This window comes from Acinetobacter sp. CIP A162 (assembly GCF_000367905.1).
Lineage (GTDB): Bacteria > Pseudomonadota > Gammaproteobacteria > Pseudomonadales > Moraxellaceae > Acinetobacter > Acinetobacter lwoffii.
Genome location: NZ_KB849159.1, coordinates 470112 through 496593, shown reverse-complemented (window position 1 = coordinate 496593; position 26482 = coordinate 470112). Strand labels below are relative to the sequence as shown.

28 protein-coding genes and 4 tRNA genes are annotated in these 26482 nt (G+C 42.2%); 10 read left to right on the top strand and 22 right to left on the bottom strand.

The features are described from left to right. Positions 1 to 116 precede the first annotated feature (116 nt). The 6 genes from F995_RS08735 to F995_RS08710 all read left to right on the top strand — a co-directional run bounded on the left by F995_RS08735 (position 117) and on the right by F995_RS08710 (position 2533). A tRNA-Asn gene (locus tag F995_RS08735) sits at positions 117 to 192 on the top strand. Between the two features lie 5 nt (positions 193 to 197). Next, positions 198 to 273, top strand: a tRNA-Asn gene (locus F995_RS08730). Positions 274 to 564: 291 nt separating this feature from the next. Then, positions 565 to 640 (top strand) — tRNA-Asn (locus F995_RS08725). A 6-nt stretch (positions 641 to 646) separates the two neighbouring features. Beyond that, positions 647 to 722, top strand: a tRNA-Asn gene (locus F995_RS08720). A gap of 61 nt (positions 723 to 783) precedes the next feature. After that, positions 784 to 1227 carry a DUF2726 domain-containing protein gene (locus F995_RS08715; RefSeq protein WP_026055767.1) on the top strand — a complete coding sequence of 148 codons (444 nt, stop codon included), beginning with the start codon at positions 784 to 786 and terminating at the stop codon, positions 1225 to 1227. A gap of 316 nt (positions 1228 to 1543) precedes the next feature. Further along, positions 1544 to 2533, top strand: coding sequence for a diaminopimelate dehydrogenase (locus F995_RS08710; protein ID WP_004646483.1), 990 nt, complete (start codon positions 1544 to 1546; stop codon positions 2531 to 2533). 185 nt (positions 2534 to 2718) lie between these two features. On the opposite strand, the gene F995_RS08705 is transcribed toward F995_RS08710, so the two are convergent. The 5 genes from F995_RS08705 to glnA form a co-directional block, all read right to left on the bottom strand. Beyond that, entirely contained in the window at positions 2719 to 2982 is a 264-nt protein-coding gene (locus tag F995_RS08705) for a hypothetical protein (protein ID WP_004646482.1), read from the bottom strand. Between the two features lie 136 nt (positions 2983 to 3118). Then, positions 3119 to 3997 carry a 4-hydroxybenzoate octaprenyltransferase gene (gene ubiA / locus F995_RS08700; protein WP_004646481.1) on the bottom strand — a complete coding sequence of 293 codons (879 nt, stop codon included), beginning with the start codon at positions 3995 to 3997 and terminating at the stop codon, positions 3119 to 3121. A 5-nt stretch (positions 3998 to 4002) separates the two neighbouring features. Then, positions 4003 to 4509 (bottom strand): chorismate--pyruvate lyase family protein, encoded by a 507-nt coding sequence (locus tag F995_RS08695; RefSeq protein ID WP_004279643.1) that lies wholly within the window; start codon positions 4507 to 4509, stop codon positions 4003 to 4005. Between the two features lie 2 nt (positions 4510 to 4511). After that, complete coding sequence (locus tag F995_RS08690) at positions 4512 to 4787, bottom strand: hypothetical protein (protein ID WP_004646480.1); 276 nt, start codon at positions 4785 to 4787, stop codon at positions 4512 to 4514. 90 nt (positions 4788 to 4877) lie between these two features. Further along, positions 4878 to 6293, bottom strand: coding sequence for a type I glutamate--ammonia ligase (gene glnA / locus F995_RS08685; protein WP_004279641.1), 1416 nt, complete (start codon positions 6291 to 6293; stop codon positions 4878 to 4880). Between the two features lie 662 nt (positions 6294 to 6955). Between glnA and F995_RS08680 the strand changes: the two genes are divergently transcribed. The 3 genes from F995_RS08680 to F995_RS08670 all read left to right on the top strand — a co-directional run bounded on the left by F995_RS08680 (position 6956) and on the right by F995_RS08670 (position 9418). Continuing rightward, positions 6956 to 7351 carry a transposase family protein gene (locus tag F995_RS08680; protein WP_004646478.1) on the top strand — a complete coding sequence of 132 codons (396 nt, stop codon included), beginning with the start codon at positions 6956 to 6958 and terminating at the stop codon, positions 7349 to 7351. Further along, positions 7299 to 7769, top strand: coding sequence for an IS5/IS1182 family transposase (locus F995_RS08675; protein ID WP_004646477.1), 471 nt, complete (start codon positions 7299 to 7301; stop codon positions 7767 to 7769). Before F995_RS08680 ends, F995_RS08675 begins: the two co-directional genes overlap by 53 nt. Positions 7770 to 8203: 434 nt before the next feature. Further along, positions 8204 to 9418 (top strand): tyrosine-type recombinase/integrase, encoded by a 1215-nt coding sequence (locus tag F995_RS08670; protein WP_004646474.1) that lies wholly within the window; start codon positions 8204 to 8206, stop codon positions 9416 to 9418. Between the two features lie 551 nt (positions 9419 to 9969). On the opposite strand, the gene F995_RS08660 is transcribed toward F995_RS08670, so the two are convergent. From F995_RS08660 to F995_RS08590, 16 genes are all read right to left on the bottom strand, one after another. After that, positions 9970 to 10344, bottom strand: a complete 375-nt coding sequence (locus tag F995_RS08660; protein ID WP_004279637.1) for a hypothetical protein — start codon at positions 10342 to 10344, stop codon at positions 9970 to 9972. Next, positions 10341 to 10916 carry a lysozyme gene (locus tag F995_RS08655; protein ID WP_004646472.1) on the bottom strand — a complete coding sequence of 192 codons (576 nt, stop codon included), beginning with the start codon at positions 10914 to 10916 and terminating at the stop codon, positions 10341 to 10343. Before F995_RS08655 ends, F995_RS08660 begins: the two co-directional genes overlap by 4 nt. Further along, positions 10913 to 11209: a hypothetical protein gene (locus F995_RS08650; protein ID WP_004646471.1), complete on the bottom strand. Its 297-nt coding sequence runs from the start codon at positions 11207 to 11209 to the stop codon at positions 10913 to 10915. The genes F995_RS08655 and F995_RS08650 overlap by 4 nt, the downstream gene beginning before the upstream one ends. Further along, positions 11190 to 11516, bottom strand: a complete 327-nt coding sequence (locus F995_RS08645; RefSeq protein WP_004646469.1) for a hypothetical protein — start codon at positions 11514 to 11516, stop codon at positions 11190 to 11192. Before F995_RS08645 ends, F995_RS08650 begins: the two co-directional genes overlap by 20 nt. An 80-nt stretch (positions 11517 to 11596) precedes the next feature. Beyond that, entirely contained in the window at positions 11597 to 11830 is a 234-nt protein-coding gene (locus F995_RS16330) for a hypothetical protein (protein ID WP_080591861.1), read from the bottom strand. After that, positions 11811 to 13910, bottom strand: coding sequence for a hypothetical protein (locus tag F995_RS08640; RefSeq protein ID WP_004646468.1), 2100 nt, complete (start codon positions 13908 to 13910; stop codon positions 11811 to 11813). The genes F995_RS16330 and F995_RS08640 overlap by 20 nt, the downstream gene beginning before the upstream one ends. An 18-nt stretch (positions 13911 to 13928) precedes the next feature. After that, on the bottom strand, positions 13929 to 14315 hold the full coding sequence (locus tag F995_RS08635; RefSeq protein WP_004646467.1) for a hypothetical protein: 387 nt from the start codon (positions 14313 to 14315) through the stop codon (positions 13929 to 13931). Continuing rightward, the gene (locus F995_RS08630; protein WP_004646466.1) at positions 14312 to 14599 is read right to left on the bottom strand and encodes a hypothetical protein; all 288 of its coding nucleotides are present in this window, start codon (positions 14597 to 14599) and stop codon (positions 14312 to 14314) included. Before F995_RS08630 ends, F995_RS08635 begins: the two co-directional genes overlap by 4 nt. Beyond that, positions 14600 to 15877 (bottom strand): hypothetical protein, encoded by a 1278-nt coding sequence (locus tag F995_RS08625; protein ID WP_004646465.1) that lies wholly within the window; start codon positions 15875 to 15877, stop codon positions 14600 to 14602. Between the two features lie 51 nt (positions 15878 to 15928). After that, positions 15929 to 17545 (bottom strand): hypothetical protein, encoded by a 1617-nt coding sequence (locus tag F995_RS08620; protein ID WP_004646464.1) that lies wholly within the window; start codon positions 17543 to 17545, stop codon positions 15929 to 15931. A 9-nt stretch (positions 17546 to 17554) separates the two neighbouring features. Next, positions 17555 to 19516, bottom strand: coding sequence for a hypothetical protein (locus F995_RS08615; RefSeq protein ID WP_004646463.1), 1962 nt, complete (start codon positions 19514 to 19516; stop codon positions 17555 to 17557). Continuing rightward, complete coding sequence (locus F995_RS08610) at positions 19506 to 19925, bottom strand: hypothetical protein (protein ID WP_004646462.1); 420 nt, start codon at positions 19923 to 19925, stop codon at positions 19506 to 19508. Before F995_RS08610 ends, F995_RS08615 begins: the two co-directional genes overlap by 11 nt. Then, on the bottom strand, positions 19922 to 24217 hold the full coding sequence (locus tag F995_RS08605; RefSeq protein ID WP_004646461.1) for a tape measure protein: 4296 nt from the start codon (positions 24215 to 24217) through the stop codon (positions 19922 to 19924). The genes F995_RS08610 and F995_RS08605 overlap by 4 nt, the downstream gene beginning before the upstream one ends. 78 nt (positions 24218 to 24295) lie before the next feature. Continuing rightward, a complete protein-coding gene (locus F995_RS08600; protein WP_004646460.1) occupies positions 24296 to 24688 on the bottom strand; it encodes a DUF4124 domain-containing protein in 393 nt (130 codons plus the stop codon). Between the two features lie 12 nt (positions 24689 to 24700). Continuing rightward, positions 24701 to 24982 carry a hypothetical protein gene (locus F995_RS08595; protein WP_004646458.1) on the bottom strand — a complete coding sequence of 94 codons (282 nt, stop codon included), beginning with the start codon at positions 24980 to 24982 and terminating at the stop codon, positions 24701 to 24703. A 52-nt stretch (positions 24983 to 25034) separates the two neighbouring features. Continuing rightward, complete coding sequence (locus F995_RS08590) at positions 25035 to 25595, bottom strand: hypothetical protein (RefSeq protein WP_004646457.1); 561 nt, start codon at positions 25593 to 25595, stop codon at positions 25035 to 25037. Between the two features lie 275 nt (positions 25596 to 25870). Between F995_RS08590 and F995_RS16800 the strand changes: the two genes are divergently transcribed. Next, on the top strand, positions 25871 to 26041 hold the full coding sequence (locus tag F995_RS16800; RefSeq protein ID WP_004646456.1) for a hypothetical protein: 171 nt from the start codon (positions 25871 to 25873) through the stop codon (positions 26039 to 26041). 30 nt (positions 26042 to 26071) lie between these two features. Here F995_RS16800 and F995_RS08585 read toward each other — a convergent pair whose 3' ends face one another. Continuing rightward, positions 26072 to 26410 (bottom strand): hypothetical protein, encoded by a 339-nt coding sequence (locus tag F995_RS08585; RefSeq protein WP_004646455.1) that lies wholly within the window; start codon positions 26408 to 26410, stop codon positions 26072 to 26074. Positions 26411 to 26482: the final 72 nt, after the last annotated feature.

Here is a 26482-nt window from a genome sequence, read left to right as displayed (position 1 = left end):
TTCGGGTGATTTTTTTATTTTTAGGCTCTAAATGAATATTTATGAAGCAAACAATTCATTTCTTTACATTAATTGATTGACGACCTGGTTATTCATCCCTAAAATGCCGATCAGATTCTCCAATAGCTCAGTCGGTAGAGCGACGGACTGTTAATCCGCAGGTCCCTGGTTCGAGCCCAGGTTGGAGAGCCATCTATTCTTCCATAGCTCAGTCGGTAGAGCGACGGACTGTTAATCCGCAGGTCCCTGGTTCGAGCCCAGGTGGAAGAGCCAAAATTCTGAAGAAACCCACTCATTGCGAAGTGGGTTTTTTTATAGCTGTATTTTTTAAATTGAGATCATATTGATTTATATGCGCGATCAACCGCTCATTTCTTATGCTCCAGATCACTTATCAAAATTAAGGCTGATCACGATTTTGTTATTAGAACCGGTTTACATAAACATAACAGTTTGAACTACAAACCTTTTCGACTATTTTTAAAACACTTGATTCAATTTCTGCAGCTTTTTTCTAAAAGTGCCTTGACCCCTTTTCAAATCTCTCTATAATCGCTGTCAGATTCTCCAATAGCTCAGTCGGTAGAGCGACGGACTGTTAATCCGCAGGTCCCTGGTTCGAGCCCAGGTTGGAGAGCCAATCTATTCTCCCATAGCTCAGTCGGTAGAGCGACGGACTGTTAATCCGCAGGTCCCTGGTTCGAGCCCAGGTGGGAGAGCCAAGATTCTGAAGAAACCCACTCATTGCGAAGTGGGTTTTTTTATTCTTCCCTTTTGTGATCTGTGTTTAATTTGAGTCAGTTTATATTTTTTGTGATTGGCTGCCTGGCAACATTTGCATTAGTTTGCCTGCTCTTCCCACATCTCTTCACCCGTCAAAAGAAATTCTATCCAAAGCGCGTCATTACTGCTTTTGAAAGCAGGATGTTTACACGTCTGAAAGATGCCTTTCCTCATCATCACATTCTGGCACAAGTCGCGTTTAGCGCTTTGATCACGCACGATCAGATGAAAATGCGCAATCAATTTAATCGCAAAGTCACAGACTTCGTAGTACTTGATCGTGAATATAATGTAGTAGCAATTGTCGAACTGGATGATCCGAGCCATATTGGCAAAGAACAGGAAGATGCTGAACGCGATGCCATGCTGATTGCAGCAGGCTATACCGTGATTCGATACACCCAGATTCCAACTATCAGACAACTGCAAAGGAATTTAAGATAAGTTAAGCTGCAATTGCGGTACTTTCCGGTGCAGCTTGAATTGGATTGATCAAAGCCTCCTGCTCCGCTTTTAATTTCTCGGCAGCTTTTCATACTTCAAAATTAACCTATCCTCGTCCAATTTAGCGTCTCATCACAAGCATTCTCAGTTAAACCTGCCTTTCTGCAGGATTAGGGTGATAAAGTTTAAATTATCGCTCTATAATCCTTTCGAAAACAAAATATAAGTCAGATGACCTGATTGGCCTGTTCCATTTCCGGCCATCATCACCTTGCTTATTTTTGGCGTTGTTTTTTTATTCAGTGATCGTTTATTTATGCAAAATTCTATTCGTATTGGTATCGCGGGTTACGGTAATCTTGGCCGCGGTGTTGAATCTGCCATCCAGAAAAATCCTGATATGCAGCTTGTCGGTATTTTTACTCGCCGCTCACCAAGCAGCGTCTCTCCTTGCTTTGCAGAAACTCAAGTGTATAGCATGGATGCACTATTAAATGAGTTTAGCGATAAAATTGATGTGCTGATTCTTTGTGGCGGCTCTAAAGATGACTTGCCACAACAGGCGCCTATCTTTGCAAGTAAATTCAATACTGTAGATAGTTTTGATACGCATGCACGTATTCCGGAATACTATGCTGCAGTCGATGCACCCGCCCTTGCTAACAAAAAAACAGCCATGATTTCTATTGGCTGGGATCCTGGCATGTTCTCGATTAACCGTTTATTTGGTGAAGCGCTATTACCAGATGGCGAAACTTATACTTTTTGGGGTAAAGGCTTAAGTCAAGGCCATTCAGATGCGATCCGCCGTGTACCGGGTGTAAAAGCCGGTGTGCAATATACTATTCCATCCACTGATGCTATTGAACAAGTCCGCAGTGGCGCACGACCTGAGTTAAGCACCAAAGATAAACATCATCGTGACTGTTATGTGGTCTTGGAACAAGGAGCTGATGCAGCAACAGTTGAACAAACCATCGTCAGCATGCCTGATTATTTTGCAGATTATAATACGACTGTGAATTTTATCAGTGAGGAAACTTTACTGAAAGATCACGAAGATATGCCACATGGCGGTTTTGTCATTCGTAGTGGTAATACCAGTGATGCACAAAAACAGGTGATTGAGTTTTCTTTAAAGCTGAATAGCAATCCGGAGTTTACTGCAAGTGTTCTAGTGGCTTATGCCCGTGCCTGCTACCGCCTGAATCAAACTCAGCAATATGGTGCTAAAACAGCCCTAGATGTAGCACCCGCCCTACTTTCAATTAAATCTCCTGAGCAATTGCGCGAAGAATTGCTTTAAGATGATTTAAATATAGCCACCGATCGTATGATTGATGGCTATATTTTTCTGTTTTAGAGTTCGGATTGCTTAGTTACGAAATATCAAATATCTACAATCAAGTGAAATAGTTTTCGACAAACGATGAACTATCTACTACACAGACATTTGCAGTATTAGATAAGTGCAAAGGGATTTTAGATAGATTAAGGTACTGTTGCACTACTTTCAGACGCAGCTTGTGTTGAATTTGCGTTAGCATCCTGCTCTGCTTTGAGCTTTTCCGCAGCTTCTCGTGCTTCAATACGTGCAATCATATCTGCCTGCTGCTGCTTGTATTTTTCCTGATTTTTAGCATCACTATTCACTGCAAGAAATGCCATACTAATTAAAAATACCGGAATACAAAGTGCAAGCGTACCGAAGATCAATAACTTTTTGACACTGCGGGGCTGTGGCTGTTCGGACATAACAAACCTGCTTTAATTTCGTCATTTAATTACACTGCCCAATATAACAAAATAAAGTCATAGCTCAAGCCTTATAGATTAGGCAATAACAAAAGCATCCTTATAGGACGCTTTTTTCTCAGTCGATAGACAGTCACTACCTCAAAGCCAGTAGTATTCCTGCAAAAATAATCAGTCCAATCCAGCGGTTATGCCTAAACGCCCAAAAACACCATTGAGGATCCCGATCACGTGTTTTTATCCATTGGTAAATAAAATCAAGAGCAACAACAATTAATGCAGCCAGACCAAATGGAAGCAATAAATTTTCTAGCCACAATGCAGCACCTATCAATAAAATACTACTAGCCTGCAAAGCGCTAATGATCTGAATATCATGCCGACCAAATAAGATCGCGGTTGATTTCACCCCAATCTTTAAATCGTATTCACGATCTGCGATTGCATATTGCGTATCATAGGCTACAGTCCAAGCCAGATTGCCAAAATATAAAAGCCAGCAGGTTAAATCCGGCGTTTGCCCAACTGCGGTATAAGCCATCGGAATCGACCAGGAAAATGCTGCTCCCAGAAAGACTTGAGGCAAATGGGTATAGCGCTTCATAAAAGGATAAATAAACGCTAGAAACAAAGCCCCAAATGACCAGTAAAAAGTTTCGATTGGCAGAAAAAATAGCAAGCAGGCACTGGCAGCCACCAAAACCAGAAATACCATCACGGCCTCTTTGGCACTGATAATCCCGGTCGCTAATGGGCGGTTTTTAGTACGCTCCACATGTGCATCGACTTTACGGTCAGCAAAATCATTAATGGCACAGCCTGCCGCCCGCATAAAAATCACACCCAAAATCATGGGAATTAAAATTTCAATACGTGGCATGCCCTGAGCTGCAATCCACAGCGCCCACATGGTAGGCCAAAAAACCAGTTCAGTCCCAATCGGTTTATCAAAACGACAAAGATAATAATAGGCGCTAAGACGCTCACGCCAGGTGATTGCTTGTGCGGTTGCCATAAAAATCAAGCCCGTGAATTTTGTATAAAGTGTTCAAATGCCGGTAAAAATGTTTCTTGTACGATAAATTTACAGCCGTGCCAAGTATAGCAGCTCTGACGGGTCCAGCCCTCATCTAAAAGTACTACCCGGCGCTGGCACAGTGGATTAGTGCGCTGAAACAGAAACCAGCCAATCGGTTTGGTGCCAATATGCTGAAAAATTCGGGCTTTTTTTTGCAGGCTTAAAATCGGAAAGATGCTTTTGGCTTTCACCCAAGGAGACTGTTCCGAGCCGTAGAGATAACTTTCACGCACCCAGGAAGTATGCTGATGTGACATCTGCATCCATTTGGCATTGGCAAAGCTTAAACGCTGAAAATGCTCTTGAATTGGCTCGACATGGAATTGTCCTTGCGCCAAATCGGTCAGTTGTTGCGTGAGTGAACCCGATGCATACAGCCACGGTTTTAACTCAACAGGCAGAGTTGACAGCAACACACGCTGATTTTGATTTCTAGAACGACTATTCATTGTTAACAGTTATCTGTTTTTGCAATGATTTCATATTTGCCTTGTGGGGTTTTAATTAAAATAAAACCTTCAGCACTCAAATAAAATGATTCTGGATAAGCATAATTCATCGCCATTTCAGGATTTTTCAGCGCCACAAATTGAGCCTGCTTATAACCCTCGGGAGTCCGCCGCACTTCAAGATAAGTCACTTCAGAGAAATTCAGTTTGAAACCTTTGTCATGATCTTTTGGATCAATCCATGGATAAAAGCTGGTGTGCTTTTTACGTTGTGCCATTTAAGCCCATCAATCATTTAAAATTATAAATAGATGATACAAAAAAACCCGCGACATGCGCGGGTTTTCTTCGCTTTAATTCGTGATGAATTACAAGCTGTAGTACATATCAAATTCAACTGGGTGAGTAGTCGTGTTTAGACGACGAACTTCTTCAGTTTTAAGCTCGATATAAGCATCAAGCATTTCTTTCGTGAACACGCCACCTTTTAACAGGTAATCATGATCCGCTTGAAGTGCTTCAAGCGCCATATCCAGGCTATGCGCCACTGTAGGGATTTTTGCTTCTTCTTCCGGTGGAAGATCGTACAAGTTCTTGTCAGCAGCTTCACCTGGGTGGATCTTGTTTTGAATACCGTCAAGACCAGCCATCAACAATGCCGCGAAACCTAGGTACGGGTTCATCATTGGATCTGGAAAACGCGCTTCAATACGCTTGCCTTTCGGGCTAGACACGTAAGGAATACGGATAGATGCAGAACGGTTACGCGCTGAGTAAGCAAGCATAATCGGTGCTTCGAAATGTGGAACCAAACGCTTATACGAGTTTGTAGAAGGGTTAGTGATCGCATTCAAAGAACGGGCATGTTTAATTACACCACCGATGAAGTACAACGCCATTTCTGAAAGGCCTGCATATTCATCACCAGCAAACAGGTTTTTGCCGTCTTTAGAGATCGACATATGCACGTGCATACCAGAACCGTTATCGCCAACCATTGGTTTAGGCATAAAGGTTGCTGTTTTTGCATATTGATGCGCAACGTTCCAAACCGCATATTTGAACTGTTGAACTTCGTCTGCTTTACGCACCATAGTGTTGAAGCTCACACCAATTTCTAACTGGCAAGAAGCAACTTCGTGGTGATGTACTTCTACACGACCTGGACCCATGATGTCTTCGATACGCGCACACATGTCTGCACGCATGTCATGTGAAGAATCTACAGGAGGAACTGGGAAGTAACCGCCTTTTACGCGTGGACGGTGACCAGAGTTACCGCCTTCGTAGTCTTTGTTAGTTGACCAAGCAGCTTCTTCAGCGATCAATGTATGGCGCGCGCCAGACATGTCGATTTCCCATTTTACTTCGTCAAATACGAAGAATTCTGGTTCTGGACCAAAGAATGCAGTGTCACCGATACCGGTAGATTTCAAATATTCTTCTGCACGGCGCGCAATCGAACGTGGGTCACGATCATAACCTTGACCAGTTGATGGCTCGATTACGTCACAAGTTACAACAACTGTTGGCTCTGCAAAGAACGGGTCGATAAAACCTGTTGCCGCATCCGGACGTAAAATCATGTCCGATGCTTCGATGCCTTTCCAACCTGCAATTGAAGAACCGTCAAACATTTTGCCGTCTTCAAATGTATCTTCATCAATACTGTCTGCTGGGTAAGTGACGTGTTGCTCTTTACCCTTGGTATCAGTAAAGCGAAAATCGACCCATTTTGCGCCACTTTCTTGTATGAGTTGAAGGACCTTGTTCGCCATGCTCATTTTGCTCCGATGTTTTTGTTGCACCCGTGAAGTGCGTGTTAGCAGTTGATAGTTATTAAGCAATTACCGTACCAACTTTTAAAAGTATAGATAAAATATTGAAATCTTTATAAGAAATCATGAAGTGACAAAAATACTTTGCGGCTATTATACTAGCTGCAAAACTAAATGCACTATATTCAAGCATTCTTCATTTATTTTATTTCAGCTTTATTTTTTAGCGCACCTAAATAGTGCATGTATCTATAAAAATGTATAAGAAACATAGCTTTTTATAGCAAATATGCTGCTTTTTCTTACTTTTGTTATATTTTTACTTGTTTTTGGCTAAAAATTGAGCTTTTTTTAGTAGATATCAGTAAAGAAAATTTTGCGATTCATTTGGGATTGTATGCCTATTATGAGGCATTTTCTTCAAATCTACTTTCAATAGAAAAGTTTATATAAAGCTTAATTATTCAAGTGATGTTTTTTTCATCAAGCATTTTACCTCTCTTTGACCTTAATTTTTTCATTTTTAAGTTTTACTCTAAAAAATAGCCTTTTAAATCTTTCTATGAGTAAGCCTATTACTTTAGGCCTCTTTCATAAATCAAAAAACAAACAGTCTCTTGCTGATTATTTGTACCGAAGAATTTTAAATATTCATGCATAATCTGCGGATGAAATACATCGATTCAAAGAAGCTTTCTGAAACACAGTTTAAGCGATACACAGGCATCTCATGGTCAACCTTTGATTTAATGGTGGAACAACTGAAAATGCATGTTCCTGCTAAAGGTAGACCCACCAAATTAAGCATAGAAGATCAAATCCTTCTGTGCTTAAGTTATTGGCGTGAATATCGAACATTGTTCCATGTTGCAACTAGTTATGGTGTGTCAGAGCCGACTGCTTCAAGAATTGTCCGTCATGTAGAGGACTGCCTGATCAAGTCTAATCTATTTAATTTACCGAAGCATTTACCTAAGGGCGAAGGCATCGACTGGAACGTGGTGATTGTTGATGCCACAGAAATTCCAATACAAAGACCTAAAAAAACAGAAGAAAAGCTATAGTGGCAAAAAGAAGGCACATACTTTCAAAGTACAGGCCATCATTCATTATAGAACTCAACAAATTCTGAGTTTATGCACGAGTCGTGGTGCTGTACATGATTTCGCACTCTTCAAACGAAACTTGCATCAGATTCCGGCAGGTGCCTTTATCCTTGCAGATAAAGGCTATCAAGGGATTTACTCAGTGTATCCAAATAGCCTATTGCCATTAAAAGCAAAAAAGCGCTGTAAATTGAATCCTGAACTAAAAATCTATAATCAAGAAATCAACAAAAGAAGAATTGGGATTGAGCATGTATTTGGCAGTTTAAAAACCTTCAAAATCCTTGCTGAGCGATATCGTAATCGAGGAAAAAGACTGGGTTTAAGATTCAATTTAATTGCTGGAATCTACAATATGGAACTGAGTAAAAAATGACTTATGAAATAAGTCTTTTAAATCATTATAAAATTTTATTTAATTTTCTACAGGTTTTTAAAGCCAATAAATTGAGCGAAATTGTTGCGCCGAATGGGGCTATTTTTTGCTATGATGAAGAGTGCTTTATTTTCACACAATGAAATCAATGATTTAGTTGTGTCAGGCAAGTGCTTGCAACACGTATAAATAAAGTACGATCTGGACCACATTAGCACAGTTAAGTGCATTAATTTCAATAGGTTAAGCTCATGCTTTTAATGATCGAGAATTATCATAATAATTAAATACTGTAAAATGTTATTAAATCAAAATCCATATCTCTTTATTATCAAGCCTTTCCAGTTAAATACCATAAAATAGAATTAAATTGTATTAATCACTTTTGTGAGTAATATAGTGAGTAACAATATTTAATCTCTTGCGTTACTCACATGCTTAACGATACCAAGCTAAAAAAACTAAAACCAATGGAAAAAGCATACCGTATTGCTGATCAGGGTGGGCTGTGTATTGAGGTTCGTTCGACCGGGACAAAACTGTGGCGTGTGCGCTATCGTTATGCAGGAAAAGCCTCAATGATCAGTCTTGGTGAATATCCTATCGTAAGCTTAGCCGAGGCTCGTCAAAAGCAAGATGAAATCAAATCACTGCTTGCCAACAACATTGATCCAGCTGTGCATCGCCAACAAGAAAAGGCTGCCCTGCTTTGTGATGAAAACAGTTTTGAGGCAATCGCAAAGGAATATGCTGCGGATCGCCTAAAGGATAAATCACAAACTTATATCGACGCTTTTCATCGGGCAATGGAAAAGGATATCTACAAAGTCATCGGACATAAAAATATTAAAGATGTGACCTCTGCTGACGTTTTGAAGATCATGCAAAATACAGTAAAGCGCGTTAAGGGTCAGGATAACCGTGGCACTGGCGAAGTAACAGCAATTGAAAACAGAAAGAAGATTGGCTCTGTGATGAGGTATGCCATTGCGACACTAAGAGCTGAGAACGATCCGACATATGCGGTACGCGAAGTTATTGCACGACCTGATGTTGAGCATGCAAGACCATTAAGTTTAACTGAACGAAAGGTATTTAGAGCGCGAATCGATAGTTATGGCGGTGCTGAATCAACTGTTAATTCTATTTTATTTTTGTTCTATACCATGCTTCGCACAATTGAAGTGCGCCGACTTCAATGGTCATTTATTGATTTTGAGGAAAGGACTATTACTTTTGAAAAGCAGACGCGAGAACAGCTAAAAAAAGGTATGCGTCTAACCAAGAAAAATAGAACGCATGTGGTTCCAATGTCTGAGCAGGTTTATCAACTTCTGATTAAGCAAAAGAAACTTACTGGCCGCAAGAAGTATGTTTTTGAGGGGGTCTATAATGGCGGCATGATGCCGGCGACTACAATTAATAGAGCGCTACAGTACATCATGCAGAATGTCACAGCTCATGATTTTAGAGCCACAGCATCCACCCTGCTTAATGAGCTTGGTTATGATGAAAAGTGGATCGAAACCCAACTAGCCCATGCTGATGAAAATAAAACCCGTGCGTCGTATAACCATGCTAAATACTTATCAGATCGTAGAAAAATGATGCAGGACTGGGCTGATATTGTGGATGGATGGAGGGAGTAAATTGAAGTTAAGGTTTTTATATCAAAATTCCGACTAAGTTAAAGTCGATACCCTTAACTGTGAGCTTTATATTTATAGAAGAATTTAGAAATTTTTTAATAATGAGGAAATATAATGGAAAAGCCGCACATTTACTGCGATAGAAAAATTATTAAGTGTTCTGTTTGTGGAGCATGGGATGACTATAGTTTTAACGATACTCAGCACTTTTATCTTATTGCTGCTGCCGAAGGTAAGCAAACTCGTGGACTCTATTCTATAGAGAGTATTAGGTGTAAAGAGTGCAATAAAGTGGCTAGAAATAATCAAGACCCTTATTTTTATTATTGAGGAATTATTTATTAAAGTAAAAAATAAAGCCCTCATTTGAGGGCATTTATCTATTTTATTAGAATATTGTTCTCTAGTGAGTTATTCAGTCTTATTTAAGAACTTTCACAATAGCAGCATGACGCGCTTTGCAGTCGCTATATTTAGCTACTGTATCAATAGACCAGACCAAAACAACCTTACCCTGCCCTGATTCCAGTTTTTGCAAATCAGGGCAAGACTCAAGGAGGTTTACTGGCACCACTGGTGATAAGTGAGTTGAGTTGCTGCAGGCCATCATCATCAAAGCAATGGTTGAGATACACAGGACGATCAATGATCTTTTGCACTTCACGCGTAACTGTTTCGACTTGCACGTGCTGCTCTGATTTTGCTGCTTCATAATCCGCACTCATCTGGTTAATTTGATTTTGTTTATGGGTTAGAGCTTTGAGATGGTTTTGCTCTATTTTCTGAATTTTTATCGTGCACTGCTCACCAGCCTTGCGCAGCTTTCCGCTTAAGTGATTGGTGTAAGCAACTTGCCCTAGCCATAAAAAGAAAAAGACCGCAATTGCGATCCAGTGTTTATATTTCCATAATAGATTTAGAGTCATTTTAAAAATAACTCCATTTCAATTTTCCTGCGATTCACCAGACCTTGCAGGCGTTTGCCACGAGCATTTACCCATAAGCCAAATTGATCAGCTGCCGCCTTATAATTTTTCTCATTCAGCCTTTTGACCAAAGTGGATTCTTCAAATGCGGTAGGTCCAATGTTATAGGCCAATGAAACCAAGGCATCAAACTGATTCTGATTGATCGGAACATTGACTGCGCTATTGACGGTTTGCTCGAATTTTTTCAAGTCATGTTGCATGTAGCTTTTGGCTTGTTCCAGTGTGCAGGTATCCCCTTTTTTGACACGAATACCATTTAGGTATTTTGTGGTGCCATAACCAATGGTCCATACCCCCACGCCATCATCGTAGGCATTGAGCCGTAGGCTTTCAAAATTACGGATCAGATCAATACCACTTGGGCTGATGCTCATTTCATCCGTAGCGATACCCAGCATACTGGTGACATCATCGTAAGCAGTTGCAATCAGTTTGTCAGCAGCATCAACCTGTTTCTGGGTGAGTTTGCCGCCGCTAATCTTTCGCAAGAAATCAAAAATATGTTTCATGGGTTGTCACCATCTTTATCCGTATTAAAAAATTTAGGACGTGCACCACCCTTACCCCAAATATAGAGTTGTCGGGTAAATAGTGCGAATAAAATACTTACTGTAGTGTAAAAAAGGGTTCCGGCCGGACTTGGCGAATACTCATCTTTAACAAAAAGTGCGGCTCCAAAAAGGATCGACAACACCAATAGAAAATCGATGTGTTTTGGGAGCTGGATTTTTGGATGAAATGCCATGATTGCAAACGAAAATATAAACAATACCAATGCCGTCTTACTTATGATTAGCAGCATCTTCATTCTCCTTTTTGACTAAACCAAGAACTCTTGATCGAGCCAAACTCAGCAATGCTTCAGCTGTACTTTTACCAGCAGCGCCCAGAATGAATCCAAATAGTTCTGGGTAGTTACCGCTAGCAAGAAATAAACTTGCTGGTTTAGCAAAGACCACACATAAAATGAAGCCTGCAAAGAATCCTATCCAGCGATCCCGGGTGGGCTCCTTACTTAATAGAAAGCCAAAAGTTGCACCCAGCACACCTGTAAAAAGGATGTGTGAATGGTTCTTTATGCTTTCCAATACTTGACTAAGAAAGTCCATATACATCCCCTTTAGTCATACATACCCCTATTTTTTGGCAATAAAAAAGCACCTAAAAAGGTGCCGTTATTTGGTTAAATTTAGACTTCTATTTCTGAGTGCTGGCCAGTGGGTGCTGGCCTTAAAATTACCTGATTTGAGATGAATACTCGGACACCCAAGTTATAGGCTGTGCCGGATGTGCAAAGCACTGGACCGGATCCACCGTCGATCTGCACCCGGTATTCCGGATGCTTCACTGAAGTAATGGTGCCAATGTATTCAGCATGGGTTGGATTAAGCAATTTTCGCAATTCAAATAAGGGATTCGTCACGACTGATACGCTCCACAGTAATGGTTTCATTGACCTTTTCATGTGAAAAGCTGCCTGATACCGAATCAATCACACCCCACCACTGGCCACTAAATGCAATCGTTTTACCAGGTAGCATTTCGCCAATTTCCTGACTGACCGGAATATCAGAGAAAGTATGCAATTCCTGAATATTGGCTTTGACCAGTTCATTTTTGCCATAACTCGCACCCGATACCGCATTAAATAATGGCCCTGTGACCGCCTCTAACGGTATATCACCCGAAGTACCACGCTGCTGTACTTTCAGACTTTCACCGCTACGGCTATTCACCACAGTAATGGCATTAAAGTCAGCAATGTATTCATCGTTCTGCTTAATGTTCTGCTGCATCACCAGGCTTTCAGATAACAGAATGTCGTAATCATCCACCGTCAATGCATCCCAATAGCCTTTCTGATACCGGGGCAAGATAGTCAGCGTATTTCCTGCTTTCTGGCTATAGATAAAACCACCGCCTGCATCAACGACCTGTTTGATTGCATCAATTGGAGCAAGCTCGGCATAACTCAGGCTTTCAATCGGTACAATCCACCCCAGTTCATCAATCAGCTTCCAGTCCAAAGTCGTATTAGATTGAGCTCGATCAAGTTCAGCTTGCACCAGTTGAACAGAGGTGCGCTCATTGTCCTGAATAAATGAACGTGTCGGCCCGTATTTATCTGAGTTCAAGGCAGTGACACTTCGACCCGGGTAAGTGTAAAGAATACTGGCAAAACGTCGGGTTTCCTCTGGATCTTCAAGTAAGACATGATGCTCAAATCCATTGATCATAACTTTAAGAATCACGGGCTGCCCATCAATCGGCTGAAGCTTATCTTTTTCCGTGTGAGCAACAGTGATGGAATAGGTCCAGCACCATTGAGACCGACTGGTACTATAGGTACCATCCATGACCTTAATCTTCTCGCCGGTATCCAATCGTTCGGCTGTTAATGTATTCACGATATACCACCAATTCCTATTCGGCAGTGCTGGAATACAGTCATCTGCACCAAAATTTAAAACAACATCATGTGAATCAACGTCATGACAGAGACAGATAAAGTTTAAATCTGTACTACCCTGATATGGCTGAGGTTCAGGCCTTGGCCAAGGTAAAACCGGATGCTTGCGATAATGAATCGCTTTGGCTTTATTCCAAGGCAAATCTGACCTGGTGATAATCTCCAGGCTTTTATCCCACTCAAATGAAAAGCGGTGCTCAAATACCTGAGCCACGTCATGTGAATAAGTAAACGTCTTGCGCCTACGGATCATTTCTTGCCAGACAGTTTCTCGGTTATGACGCAGTTTGATGGTTTCTTCATGCAAATAGCGCTGATGAATAAAGCGTTTATCTCCCTCTTCCCAGATCATGTATGCATCAGAACTTAAACCGGTTGCTTGCTCATGAGTGGATCTAATCGCCCGGGTTAATGTTCCTGCCTGCTCATACCGGATATCTGCCTGATTGGAAATCACCAGGCCCTGATCATAAAAAAGAGCCTCATTCGAGACTCTTAATATTGGCTTAGACCATGGTATTTCTGTGGTACTTAAGGCTGCAATCGCTTTCTGGTACTGCAGCCCTAAACCTAAAGACACACCGACCAGATGATTGATATCGAATAACGCTTTAACCTCAAATTGAAATTCAGTATCTAAAACGGTATCAATTGTGCAAAGATTTTCACTGAATACAGCAACTACATCAAAACTAAAGCTGGTGTCTAAAACCGTATCAATCTGACCAATAACATCAGTATTTTCACTGAATACAGCAACTACATCAAAACTAAATTTAGTATCAAGTACCGTGTCTATGACTGCGGTATTTGCACCACTGTCTGCATAGACTGCTGTTATTTCAAATGAAAATCCGGTATCAAGTACTGTATCAATTACAGCCGTAACATCATCGCCAAAATTGAGATTGGTAGAGCCATCAGCCAAGTGCTCAAAATTCAGAATGATGCTATGGCTGTCAGTATTATCAGGCTTAAAGTTCAGGTTTAGGTTGTGAGCATCAACGGTGCCGAGCTTATTTTTAAAATCCACATGAGCACCCTTTTTAAATTAAGGTCTGAGTTTTATCGATTGGATAGATAAGGTACCACCCACGACCAGATTGGTATTCGCCAGAGCCATGTCGGTTCCCACAGCTAAATCTGCAGCTACTTCACCTGCGCCGTTGTAGATTCGTGCCCAGGTGGCGGTCCCGGTTTTAATGACGGTGGCTGTGTCGGTCGGATGAAGCTCTACATAGTTGGGTGTGGTTTCTTTAATACAAGGCTCCGGGAATGTGCATGTGACAAGTGCATTACTTGGGTTGGTTGTGGTTTCAGGTGTAGCTGGTTGTACACCCTCATAAAAAACAATCGTGGCGCTCAATGCGCCACTATCCATAAATACTGCTAAAGCTTGCGCCATAGCAAGCTTTGATTTAATTGAGGATCGACTCATTTTGCCACCACGTTCGCTTGAATAACAGCATTAAAGTCGCGTTCAGGATCAAAAGCAATAATTGTGTATTGTGTGTTTTTAGCACAGCCCGTGAAAGAATATCGCGCATCTCGATCTGAACGCACGGATCGCTGATAAACACCGTTTTGATCGCATAACACCACTTTTACATTTGATTTTACTACGCCCATTTTGCGAGTTTCGCCTGCCACACGTGTATAGCAGTTTAATAGGCCTGCTACTTGCGTGATGTTTGAGTAAACCGCATAACCGTTAATAAACATTTAAAGCCCTCCTAGGTAAAACGGCAAGCCAATTGTCTTGTTATACTGACCCCAACTCGGAATGACCTTGTCTTGTCGATAAAATACAGGGGTTGTGATAAACATTGCGTCATTTATAAGCTTAGTGTTGTTGTATGTTGTGCCAAAATCAGAATAAGGAATGTAAATATGTGGAATCTCGCCCTTTAGCTGACCACTAACTTGAATATAGTGTGGTGCTGTCACGTTGCCTGAAACACCTGCTGAAATATGTTTAGCAAAATATGTGTTTGCTGATACTGTTGCTCCAGTGTTTGATAGTGTGTAAATGTTTGTACAGTCTCGATAATTCCAAGACCCATCTTGCTCATAAGATCCACAAAATGGCATTGAATTTGCAATCATCGCTGAGTCATAGGTGGTACTAACAACCCCCTGGATAGCATTGCTTGCTAAAAAGTATGGGTATTGCACTGTATTATCGGTTGAATTGTATACACCAAAACCGTAAACACTTTGATTGTTTGGAGTGGTTTTTCCAAGCTGATCTTGCACTACTAAATAAAATGCATTTTCATCACCAACTATCATCCATTTTCGATTACCAGCACTTCCACCATCAGCAAAATTAAAGTTCGGCGACCCTGCTACTTTAAGCAGCCCACACCACAACCATTTTGACCAACATAGCGTTGCTGACGACCCTGAACCCGTTACAGTCCAGTTTTTTTCAGGATTGTCGGCATCGAAAGGTAATTGATACCGTGATGCTATATCATCGATACCTACGCAACTTGTCATAAGTGCAACACGTGCAAATTTGGCATATGTTGAAGTCCAGCCTGCTGGCAATGTTGCATCTACTCGTAAAAATGGTCGGTGTTCAGCATCTTTATTTGCGTTTCGATATACACCTTTGCCTGTTGCAGAAAATGTTTTTTCGTAGCCTAGCGGCGGCAGTCTAGCTTGCCCAACCGTTGTAATCGCGTTAATCGAATCAAGTCGATCAATTGCGATTTGTTGTGGCGATGGCACGCCAATGATGCGCCACTTTTTATTTAATTCAGCAGGCACGAAACCACTCAAACTCACAATCTGAAACATTTTAAGCTGATGCGGTGTAGTGAAGTTAATTAAAATCACCGAGCCGTCAATTACTACTGTATTAATAGCTGGTAAATTCAAACCATTTACTAACGCAGTGTCAAGAATTTCAATCAATGAGCCCCATGTGTTGGGTAGTGTTGGTGCATTTAAGTTTTCTTCGCAAATATATTGTACTTGAGTTTCAGCAACCATAATTTTTCCATAAAAAAAGACCGCATATAGCGGTCATATTTGATTTAAATTTTAAACAACGCGGTCAATATCACCACGTAGCATGATCTGGAATTGATCTGAAATGACAGATGGTTCGGATTGCTTCACAGTTCGAATCACCCAGACCGGGAAGTTTGCAGCCACTGTATTAAAACGCAAAACGTTGCCATTGGCCCAGCCACTGCCCCAGCCTTCTTTTTTAATGGTGAAGTAAGGCACACTGGTGACAGGGTTAATTGGCGCATAGTCTGCACTGATGGCACCCGTGCCAATCTGGCCAGAGTATTCACCGATACAGCGGAATGATTGCGTGTCGGTAAACTGGATATACCAGCGCTCCTGAATAGCACCCTTGTTTGTGATTTGAATCGGATACAATGCATCATTGTAATTGGCTGGAATTGTGGCACCCACAGGCTCATCAGCCCACGTACCATTCCATGAGCCTTGCACAAACTTGCGTGTGTAACGTGCCTGCATATCCCCAATAACCAAAGCAGAACCCACGATGGTATCCACCGCATCATAGTTATGGGTTAAAGGTTTGGTAAATGTCAGCTGACCGTTAATCTGTACGTCACGAATCAGGCCCATATCCTGATAACGGTATTTCATTGTCAGTGGTGCAACCAGATTACCCAGTACGAAGTCGCCGCCCAATGTCACACGGCCATAATCATAATCAACTGTGTACAAATCGAAAGCGACTTTCGTTCCGTGAGTATCCTCAAGTTCTGCCCATGAAATGCGCTGATCATTCAGATCATAGGTGGTTCCTGCAATCGCGCTTGGCAATTCCTGCGCCTTGCTTGAGCTGACAATACCAATACCACCAACTCGAAATATCGGCACTCGACCATCAATTGGTAATCGAGTAGCAGATAGGCCTAAAATTTCTGAATCAAGCGGAATGTAGGTATAAGCCACAGCGTTATAGCGTACCGATGAAGCATCCACCCAGACCGGGACATTGATATAAGCGTCTAAGCCTTCCTGATATTCCAGTAATGGGTCATACCAGTCATTCGCTTCAATGTCTGCTCGGTTGGTTTCGGTGATTTTGGTTTTGGTATAAAAGTAAATCGTGACAAAGCCATTATCCCAATTGACCTGACCATGTGCCCGGCTGGTTTCAATCACACCGTTTTCATCAGCAGTTAAAGTTAGCTGCCCAAATTCAATTGATGCTAAAACCACAGTTAATGATTGTGGTCGGATCGGCATGATTGGGGTTCTGAAACTGATTTTATTGACCGGTAACAGGTCGGTGGTAGTGGTCAAGGATTCTAGAGTAATCGTGTTATCGGCATTCGGAGTCCAGGAATCGATTTCAACAATCCCGGTGCCGTATTGAATGACACCTGACTGAACCCCGCTGTTATTGGCCGGATTCACATTGCGATACAGTAAGCCAGTACGGTCTAGGAAAGTATCAGCACCGACCTTAAAGCGCGCTGAACCTGTCAAAATCTGCTCATCAAAACCAGAAGATAAATCCAGCTTGAGCTTGTTTGCCGTCACTGTGTGGGTTGCTGAATTGGAGCCGGAGGTATCACGATATTTAACTTGAACATCAACAGTATTAAGGGCTTTTAGTTCAACCTGCTGACCCTGAATGTCTGATGTTTGTGGAGAATAAAAAGACATATTTCCTCGCTAGGCAGCCGCATAGGTAGCCATAGGTGTAAAGGTTTGCACAAATCTGCTTGCTGTACTCTTTGGTGTGACTTCAACTGCGCCAGTGGTATAGATAATGGTGCCTTGCACTTGACCGCGGCTATTCACCAGATTACCCATAGTTGCATTCACCGGCACATCTGTCAGAGTTACAGACCCTGTAATCCCATCACTGCTTTGAAGTGGAATTTTTAACTCAACACTATTTGGTTGAATTGCTGGTCCTGTACCAATGGTAAAGGTCAGCTTTTGATTTGCAGGCGTAACATCCATCTTGGTTTGTTCAAGTGAGGATCCATAGTTATAGATCACCGAAAAAATTGTGCCTTTCTGTGGCAGCTTGTTTGGAATAATCTTGCCGGTACCGGTTGCATAGTTAATTTCACCTGTAGCATCACCAGTAAACTTACCCTGAGCATTGGATGTTGCCGTTTTGGCCTCACCTTCAAGCATCCAGTTAATGGTGATGCCCGGTAATACACCCGGCCGACCTAAATCAAAATCAAAGGCAGCTTTTTCTACACTTAAATTTGATCGTACGAAGGTGATAATCGGTGTGCCCCAGTTCAGCAGGATCGGTGTATCCACATCAGGCAAAGCACCGGTAGTGAGTAACCATGATCCAGTTTCATAGTTGATCATGCCTGAACCAAAAGACGAACTTGAAGCTTTTAATTGGCCCGATCCATCATCTTTAAGTTCATAGAACTTGCCCTGTGACATATATGAAATCGAAAGTGCACCTGGGGCCGGAATCGGAATTAAAACTCCAGTCCAGTTGGTGCTCTGGTTATTCTGAGTCACTGGAATTGCATGGCTTTGGTAATACTGATTCGGTGCAGCGGCTGGCTTGAACGTAATACTCAAATTTGCAGTACCGGCTGGTGCTGCTGCAGTCCATTGGATTAAGCCGCGCTGATAATCAATCGTACCGACTTGCGTGCCTTGGGTATTCTTTAATAATCCACCCTGATCGGTAATCTGCTGGCCTTGTAATGTGAAAGCTACACTTGATGGAATAACCGCAGAGCCGATATACAGGTTTTGGCTGACACCAATCACCATATTTGGATAATTAACAGTAATGGTGCCTTCATTGCCTGCGACCAGCACCACACTTTCACCGGCAGCGTTCACATCAATGATCGGGGTTTCAGTCTGGGCAGATGGGATGAGTTGAGCAAAGATACTTTTGGCATTTACCGTGAATTCACCCACATTGGCTTCAGAAGCCAACGCAGTCGATGAGTAATACAGACCAGTATCCGCAACAATGGTATCGCGGATGATGGTTTTGGATTTTTCACCGTTGTACCACTGACGCGCTGATAATCCGACAAAGTCAACCTCAAGAGCATCATTCAAGGAATACGTGGCAACCTTGTATTCAACATTTTTACCATTGATGACCATGATTGCAGTACGGGTTTCAACCTTGGTAATACGCACATACTGCTCACGCTCTAAGGCCTTACCTTCATCACTAATCAGAACAATCGTGTCACCTACTGACGACTCAGTTTCTTGCGGAAACATGGCCACTTGCAGTGATGACATGCCCTGCCAATGGGTATCCAGTGGGGTGCCGGCAATCTGACCGCCTTTGGCTAAATAGTTTTCCACCCGGTTTTGAGCAGACTGGCGTTCATCCGTCCAGTTCTTGGTACTAAATAGCAGTGCTGATACGTTTGGATCCGCAGGCAGTTCAGATACAAAGACTGTTGCACCCATCAATAGATCAGTGTCTTCAGTCGTGACCGCTGGAAAGACCTTGCGCATGGATACATCGCCCATAGTGCGATCCATCTCAGACACATCATTAAACAGGTTATTACTGATGCCATCCTGAACCACAACACCGGAATACTTACCACCGCCATCAGAGTTATCAGTCAAGCGTTCAGACTTGTAGATCACTAAATCCTTGGTTTCAATCGCCATCGTTCAACTCCGTAAAGCGCAAGGTCACATTAAAATAATCATCCAGTGATACTGCTGGAATTCCTTTCACCGGTGCGGCCTCTAAGGCCCCATCCTGGTGGTTAAATTTGACGGTGAATTGCCGGCTATCATGTGGTTGCTCAAACTGCAGTCTGAAATTTTCATCTTGCAGTTTTGACCACTCCAAAACAGTCCGCAGTTCACGCAACCTGATCCAACCCATCTGTGGATCTGCCGGTTGCAAGGTAATTGGTCGACCCGACTTCTTTTTGCCCTCCTGGATGACTAGAGAGCCATCCATGGCATAAGCCTGACTCTGCTCAATAGCCTTCCATGAGAATTCATCAGGCCATAAAAAACCGTCCTCTAATGGGACGGTTTCGGATGTTGCTAAGCGAATGAGTTTCATGTTGATTTCGCTATACCTTTTAATTGGTTTACCAGACTGGTCATCACATCCTTTTGGCTTGCATCGCCTGTAAGGGATAGGGTTTGACCTCCGAATTGAATGTTGTAATTCACACTATCACCACCCTTGCCATAGTCTTTAGTTGATGGCACAGAAGGAATGGACGGCGCGTAGTCATTCAGGCTGCTGGAACCTGTAGAGGCTACATTAATAGATCGAAGCAATTCATTGATCTTGTTAGTACCATGTTGCGTAGTAATTCCCTTAGCCGCTGCATCGTCATACATCTGTCTCATGAGCGTATCTAGACCACCTACACCGCTATTGCCATAACTGGCCATCTTGGCATCACGATCCGCCTCCATGGCTTGTGACCAGATATTACCAGCAAGTTTTTTGGCATCTTTATCGTCATAACCTTGAGATTTCAGCATAGAGATAACATCATTCTTGTTATAAGAATCATAGTTATCCAAACTGCCAAGCGATTTGCTTTGCTGCTTCATGGCCTTATCAAATTCGCCTTTGGCCTTAGTCACTGCATCAGCCCAAGCTTCAGCAGATGTTTTGGCTTCCTCGCGTGCCACTTGACCGGCATGACGGAAGCCATCACCGATACCACGCGCAGAGTCTCTGACACGGTGATTCGCTTTTTCCCATTCATCCATGGATTTGACGGCGGCAACACCTGTGTCATCAATTTGAATCTCAAGATTTCGCCCTGCATTAGCGGCATTAGTTGCAGCAATGACACCAGCATCACCAGATGCAGCAGCAGACTGAGCAGCTTTTTCATAAGCCTTTTGAACACCTTCAGCAGTTGCCTTACCGCTATCCCGGATCGTGATGTAATCCATCAAAGCCTGTTGAGCTGAAAGCTTTAGGTTTTCCTTAGTCTCAATACCAAGACGCCTGAAAGCTTCTGTGACAGGGTCAATATCATCTGGTAGTCCTTGAGCCTGCATTTTGATAGCAATTAAGCCTTGCTCAACCTGAGATGTTGAAATCTGACCTTGAGTACCAAATTCCTGAAGCTTGGCTTTTGCATAGTCGATTTCAGCTTGGCTTTTCGCTGTTTCCAGCCATTTAAGCCAGGCCTGATATGTCACATCACCAGCTTGCTTACCCTCAACGCCTAGCTCCTCAAGGCCATTTGTAAAGTTATCCAGCTGACCTTCTGTTTCTTTGAATTTTGAAGAAACTCGGTTGAGCGAGATATCTAAATCAATACCAAGTGCAGCAGCAGCTTTACGGGCTTGGTCTGTCGCATTAACTTGACCATCTGTGGCGATAGCCGCATCTTGCATCGCTTTAACAACAACTTTACCAGTGCTATCGAATTCACCTTGTAAGCCCTGAGCAGCCAGCTGTGCATTCAAAACTTTCAACTGTGCCATGCCAGCAGCATCAGCTGACTGAATCATTGCATTTGCAACAATCTGTGCAGCCTGAATTTTAGCATCTGTGATTTTCTGACTTTCAGCCTGATATGCTTTTTCCTTGACATCTAATTCAGCTAGACCTTTTACGGCCTGATCAATTGCTGCCTGATTACCAGTCTTACGCGCCTCATAAAGTTGCTGCTCTAGTTGAACACGCTCATCACTGATAGCCATGTAATCAGCCTTATGCTTCTCCTCTTGAATCCTTAATTCATCCAGAGTTTTTCGGCTGTCAGTAATACGCTCCTCATTTGCTTCGTTTTCTGTTTGACGTATGTCCTTGATTGCCTCTTGAGTGGCAGACTTGCTTTCAAGTGCAAGCCTATTGGCTTCCCGTCCATTCTTTTCGGCCTGTCTGAACAGTGCATCTGAAGCGTTCTGAGCTTGAGTAGCAAGGTTGTCAAAACCCAGAAAATCCAATACCGCAGCATTTAATGAGTAAATACCACCAGCGATAAACTGAATACCTGCAAGTAGTAATTTAAGCCCAATATTTAGTCCTGTAGCAGCATCAGAAACAACACCCAGTGCAACCTTAAAGACATTGAACAGGGTGGTTAATCCACTAACCTCTTCCTTGCCACCCATAATTGCGTTAAATAGCGGGGCGATTGCATCCAAGGTAGATGTGAAAGCACTCCAAGCGGTTTCAGCGATTCCAGCCATACTGGATATGACATTTTTAATCGTGTCGTAGACAGCAGATAAAGTACTTCTAATTGCCTCAATTGTAGATGGATCAATCTCAGATAATTTATCCTGAAACCACCCAACACCTTCAGCCACATCATCAAAGAATACTTTTAAAATTCCAAGATTATCAGCGATGATTAACAGGGCATTCGCTACGGCGGCACTTGACCCATTAGCTTGATCCATCTCACCAATCAGGATTTGCCATTGTGTTGCTATTCTGGCTAAGGCATTGCCGATAGTGGTTGGGAACCTAGCATAATCAGCTTCAATTGCTGCTGATTGGTTTTGTAGGGCTTTAATAACTTTCTCGGCTGACAGTTCGCCGTTTTCAGCCATCTTGCGGAGTTCACCGGTAGTTACGCCAAGTGACTGGGCTAGTGCTTTAGAGATGCCAGGAGCCTGCTCCATGATGGAGTTAAATTCATCACCACGTAAAACGCCTGATTGCAGCGCCTGTGTCAGCTGAACAATTGCTGCTTCGCTTGCTTGAGCAGATCCGCCGCCGGTCTGAATAGCCATATTAATGGTTTTAACCAGATCCAGACTTTGCTGCTGGGTCATCCCCATCTGTTTGCCCACATCATTCACTTTCGTGAATAAGCCCGCAGTAGCATCAAGGCTTGAATTAGTCATCAATGCGACTTGGTGCACACCAGCCATTGCTTGCTGGAAGTTACCACCATCACTGGTTGCGATATTAATTCGAGCTGAAAGGTTGGTGTAAGAGTCTGCTGCCTGAGCAAGCTCTCGAAGCCCTAAACCAACGCCAATTGTAGCTAATGCCCCCACCAGTGCAGTTACAGCAAACTTAGCCCCATCCATGCCTTTAGAGAGGGTAGAAACTCCGGAATTTGCCTTTTGAGCAGCTGGCTCAACACCATTCAGTTCACTTTTAAGCTTTTCGATTTGCTGTTCGGTGATCTTGGTTACACGCTCTACTTCTTCAGCCGGCAATTTGCTATTAGCTTTAAAATCCTCCAGCTTCTTTGTAAGAGCTGCAATAGCATCATCTACTACTGTAGGCGGCTTGATACCTAGTGCATCATAAATCGCATGGCCAGCTTGCTTAGCACTACCGGATGCCTTATCTGTACTGGTAGTGACATTCTGCATTGCAGTAGTGGCTTTTACATTAAATTCTGAAAAAGCTGATTTGGTTAGATCTACTGCTTGCTCGAGGCCTTTGACCTTGTCACCAGCTGCCTTAATCTCATTAAGTGTTACAGCTTCACTGCTTTTTTCTAATGCTGAAAATGCATTTCTTGCTGTCAGTAATTCACGCTCTAAGGCATTAATACTATTGGTGCCAATACTGCCAATACGCTCAATTTCTTTGGTGCTAAGACTTGCGCCGTCACCCATACTTTCAATTGCACGGGTAGCAGTCTGTGCTTCACCTACTACCCCGGTTAGATCTACGGCGCTAAAACGTTGTACCTGGTTAATAGCTGATTGAGTAGCACCATCCACGCCCTTCATGGCATTGATCGCTACACCTTGATAATAATTGAAGGCACTGGAGGCTTCATTGATGGCGTCTTGAATACTCAGAACACGCTGTTTGGCAATTTCAATATCTTGCAGAGTACCATCAGTGCTTTGCAGTCGAACCAGTTCTGCCTGAGCAGCTTTAAGAGCTAAATTCAGCTCATTAAGGCCCTGTTCACCAGCACTCGACATTGCACGGAGTTCACCAGCGCTGATAGTCGACTTATCGCCCAGAGATTCAATTTCTTTTGCAGCAGAGAAGAACTTATTACCCAGCATTTCTGCAAGTTGAACAGCATCACCAGGAATGGCACCACCGATTTCAAAGCCGGCCTTATTAGCCTTGTTAGCTGTGTCTTGAAGCTCATTACCTAAACCGTCAATCTTGCCAGCTGTCTGAACAGCTTGACCCTGCAGCTCGCCAGCAGCTTGAGATACCTCACCTAGCTTGCCTTTAGCCTGATCAGCCTTCTTTTGAAGATCATCAGGAACAATTTTACCAACCTCTTTTCCTGTTTCTACGGAGGCCGCTTTAAGTCCATCCGCTTCCTTTTTCAAAAGAGAAATGAATGACTCCCAATTATCTTTAGATGCTTTGGTGCCAGCATCAAAGCCCTTGGTGTCAGCATCCATGACTAATTTGAATGTTAAATTTTTACCAGACATACTGACCTCAAATTTTAGGCAATAAAAAACCCGCAGTGGCGGGTGAAATTAGGTATTAAAAAACCACCCGAAGGTGGCTTAGTTGGAAACTGAAGTTATCTTTCCATTTGTAAAGTGTAAGTACTTTGAGCCTGAATATGGTGTTCTATATATCCACTGCTCAAATACATTATTTGTCGTAGTGGTTGTGTTGATCTTATCCGGATAACCCCACGTTGATTTTTCAGCTTCAGCTTTAGTCATTCCAACACGTGGCTCTTTTCGAGCAGCCCATTCCGCTTTCTCTTTTTCTGCTGTAGCCTGTTGCCCCTTGATCTTAGCTTGAGCTTGCTGAACTTGATTATGCGACTCTTTTCCTGCACAAGGTTTCCCCTGATAGACCGTTTTTCCGTTTACAGTACAAGTGTAAACTTGAGAAGCGAAAGAGTTTTGAACTAAGAGACCCAGTATAATACCTATAAAATAATTCATCTGTTGCCTCGCTTAAAGATTACGCCAAAGAATTTTCACAATTCTATCTCGACATAAAATGACGGTATATTCCTGTAAATCTACCTGTTTTACATATTCGGTAGCTGCACAGTAAAGTCGCCCATCTTCTAGAACGTAAAATCTTGGTTTACTTACTTCAAGTTTATCCTTAAGCGCCTGATGGCTATCCCCGATCTTTACTAGATCCCCAGATGGTGTACGGATGCTAGTGGTTGTTTTATCTGCATACGCGAACCCCGACACCAAACATAAAGCTAATAATAATTTTTTCACACTAACCCCCTAAATAGTTATTTACGCATCATAACTTTAGGGTGCTACTTGATCAATCAGAAACCATTTCTTTCTTGAATGATTCAAAGCCTTTTTTATCGGATTGAGCTACACGTCCAGCAATAGCGTTATTGAAGATCCGCTGCTTATACAGCTTATTTGCTGCTTTGATATAGCCTTGAAATGCACCGTAGGTCATTTGCATGATCTCGCTATGCTGATGGCCCATTGATACCAGAAACTGGAATGAATCAAACCAGGTAGAGTCATCTTTCTTTTTGATCCCACGCTTTGGCTTTTCATATTTAAAGTAAGCCTGATTGACCAAGAGTATTGCTTTCAATAAGCCCTTAAACCCCTGTTCATCTACGGCGAACTTTACCAGTGATTCTTGGTTTAAATCTGTCACACATGCCATTGTTGAAATGACTTGTACAGCATGGGCTTTGAGTAGATCTGTCAAAATCTCATCTGAATGATTCTGGTCTTTGATAAAGTTCTTTAATACTTCAGCATGCATTGCCCAGGTGTCAAAGTCTTTCATCTGGATCTGACGCACTTCAATGTCATTAACTTTGATACTGCGATTCGTTGCTAGGAAAAAATCATTCATGACGGGTCTCGAGTTAAAGTTTAGGCATTAAAAAAGCACCTTCGGGTGCTTTCTATTAAAGATTTAGTCTAGGACTCGTCTATGTTGTGAAAATTACTAACATTTCGTTAATCAAATCTACAAAATAATTTCATCAGAAAAGCATTCTTACGCAAAACTAGATCCTTCTAACTCTAGCCTTGAATATCTTACATATCCCGACATAGCTGCTACATCCACGATTTAAATCATTCTCTACACTGAAATTAAGTCTTAGAAACGTAGAGGAAATTCAAATGAAAAAGTATTCGAAAATTCTAATCTTAGGTTTAATGGGATTTACTGGTACCGTAGCTATCGCAGCTGACTCGATTCCAATAGAAGCCACTGCTGCAGCTGAAGCACAACAGGTTGCTTTAGAATATGCAGATGGTAAGGACCAAAAATCCGAGTCATCTGGTGAATAAAAGAAAGCCCTTAATTAAAGGGCTTTTTAATTACTTCCAGCTTGGCGTACAAGCACTCTTCCATGACAACTCAAATTGCTTTTGATCCGTCTGATTTTCTACAAGCACTATATTTTTTTCAATCACAACAAAGCGTTGGAAAGCAGTGTATTTGTTATCTTTGTCCCTATAGCTTACCTCTCCACACTCTCCTATTTGATTGCGGAACTTAGCTGAATCAGGATTGGGAATGAATTCTTTTGTAGCTTCTTTTGCAAATTCAAGCTGTTCCTTTTTGCTTGTTTCTAAATCAAGATGCTGACCACTAGATTCCTTGTGTCCACACCCAGCTAAAATCACAATAAAAAAGAATAAGCTTAAATTTTTCATAATATCCCCATGTATTAAGGGCGACACTTTACATTAATTTTCAATCTTATCTAAAGCCTAGGGAGAGTGGAT

Excerpts from the sequence above, each read along its gene's own strand:
- F995_RS08610 (WP_004646462.1), bottom strand. The coding sequence starts at position 19,925 with ATGAAACTCATTCGCTTAGCAACATCCGAAACCGTCCCATTAGAGGAC.
- ubiA (WP_004646481.1), bottom strand. The coding sequence starts at position 3,997 with ATGGCAACCGCACAAGCAATCACCTGGCGTGAGCGTCTTAGCGCCTAT.
- F995_RS08660 (WP_004279637.1), bottom strand. The coding sequence starts at position 10,344 with ATGACTCTAAATCTATTATGGAAATATAAACACTGGATCGCAATTGCG.
- glnA (WP_004279641.1), bottom strand. The coding sequence starts at position 6,293 with ATGAGCATGGCGAACAAGGTCCTTCAACTCATACAAGAAAGTGGCGCA.
- F995_RS08615 (WP_004646463.1), bottom strand. The coding sequence starts at position 19,516 with ATGGCGATTGAAACCAAGGATTTAGTGATCTACAAGTCTGAACGCTTG.
- F995_RS08710 (WP_004646483.1), top strand. The coding sequence starts at position 1,544 with ATGCAAAATTCTATTCGTATTGGTATCGCGGGTTACGGTAATCTTGGC.
- F995_RS08600 (WP_004646460.1), bottom strand. The coding sequence starts at position 24,688 with ATGAATTATTTTATAGGTATTATACTGGGTCTCTTAGTTCAAAACTCT.
- F995_RS08695 (WP_004279643.1), bottom strand. The coding sequence starts at position 4,509 with ATGAATAGTCGTTCTAGAAATCAAAATCAGCGTGTGTTGCTGTCAACT.
- F995_RS08670 (WP_004646474.1), top strand. The coding sequence starts at position 8,204 with ATGCTTAACGATACCAAGCTAAAAAAACTAAAACCAATGGAAAAAGCA.
- F995_RS08625 (WP_004646465.1), bottom strand. The coding sequence starts at position 15,877 with ATGGTTGCTGAAACTCAAGTACAATATATTTGCGAAGAAAACTTAAAT.
- F995_RS08590 (WP_004646457.1), bottom strand. The coding sequence starts at position 25,595 with ATGAATGATTTTTTCCTAGCAACGAATCGCAGTATCAAAGTTAATGAC.
- F995_RS08680 (WP_004646478.1), top strand. The coding sequence starts at position 6,956 with ATGAAATACATCGATTCAAAGAAGCTTTCTGAAACACAGTTTAAGCGA.
- F995_RS08705 (WP_004646482.1), bottom strand. The coding sequence starts at position 2,982 with ATGTCCGAACAGCCACAGCCCCGCAGTGTCAAAAAGTTATTGATCTTC.
- F995_RS08630 (WP_004646466.1), bottom strand. The coding sequence starts at position 14,599 with ATGTTTATTAACGGTTATGCGGTTTACTCAAACATCACGCAAGTAGCA.
- F995_RS16800 (WP_004646456.1), top strand. The coding sequence starts at position 25,871 with ATGAAAAAGTATTCGAAAATTCTAATCTTAGGTTTAATGGGATTTACT.
- F995_RS08650 (WP_004646471.1), bottom strand. The coding sequence starts at position 11,209 with ATGCTGCTAATCATAAGTAAGACGGCATTGGTATTGTTTATATTTTCG.
- F995_RS08635 (WP_004646467.1), bottom strand. The coding sequence starts at position 14,315 with ATGAGTCGATCCTCAATTAAATCAAAGCTTGCTATGGCGCAAGCTTTA.
- F995_RS08605 (WP_004646461.1), bottom strand. The coding sequence starts at position 24,217 with ATGTCTGGTAAAAATTTAACATTCAAATTAGTCATGGATGCTGACACC.
- F995_RS08585 (WP_004646455.1), bottom strand. The coding sequence starts at position 26,410 with ATGAAAAATTTAAGCTTATTCTTTTTTATTGTGATTTTAGCTGGGTGT.
- F995_RS08675 (WP_004646477.1), top strand. The coding sequence starts at position 7,299 with ATGCCACAGAAATTCCAATACAAAGACCTAAAAAAACAGAAGAAAAGC.
- F995_RS08620 (WP_004646464.1), bottom strand. The coding sequence starts at position 17,545 with ATGTCTTTTTATTCTCCACAAACATCAGACATTCAGGGTCAGCAGGTT.
- F995_RS08655 (WP_004646472.1), bottom strand. The coding sequence starts at position 10,916 with ATGAAACATATTTTTGATTTCTTGCGAAAGATTAGCGGCGGCAAACTC.
- F995_RS08645 (WP_004646469.1), bottom strand. The coding sequence starts at position 11,516 with ATGGACTTTCTTAGTCAAGTATTGGAAAGCATAAAGAACCATTCACAC.
- F995_RS08690 (WP_004646480.1), bottom strand. The coding sequence starts at position 4,787 with ATGGCACAACGTAAAAAGCACACCAGCTTTTATCCATGGATTGATCCA.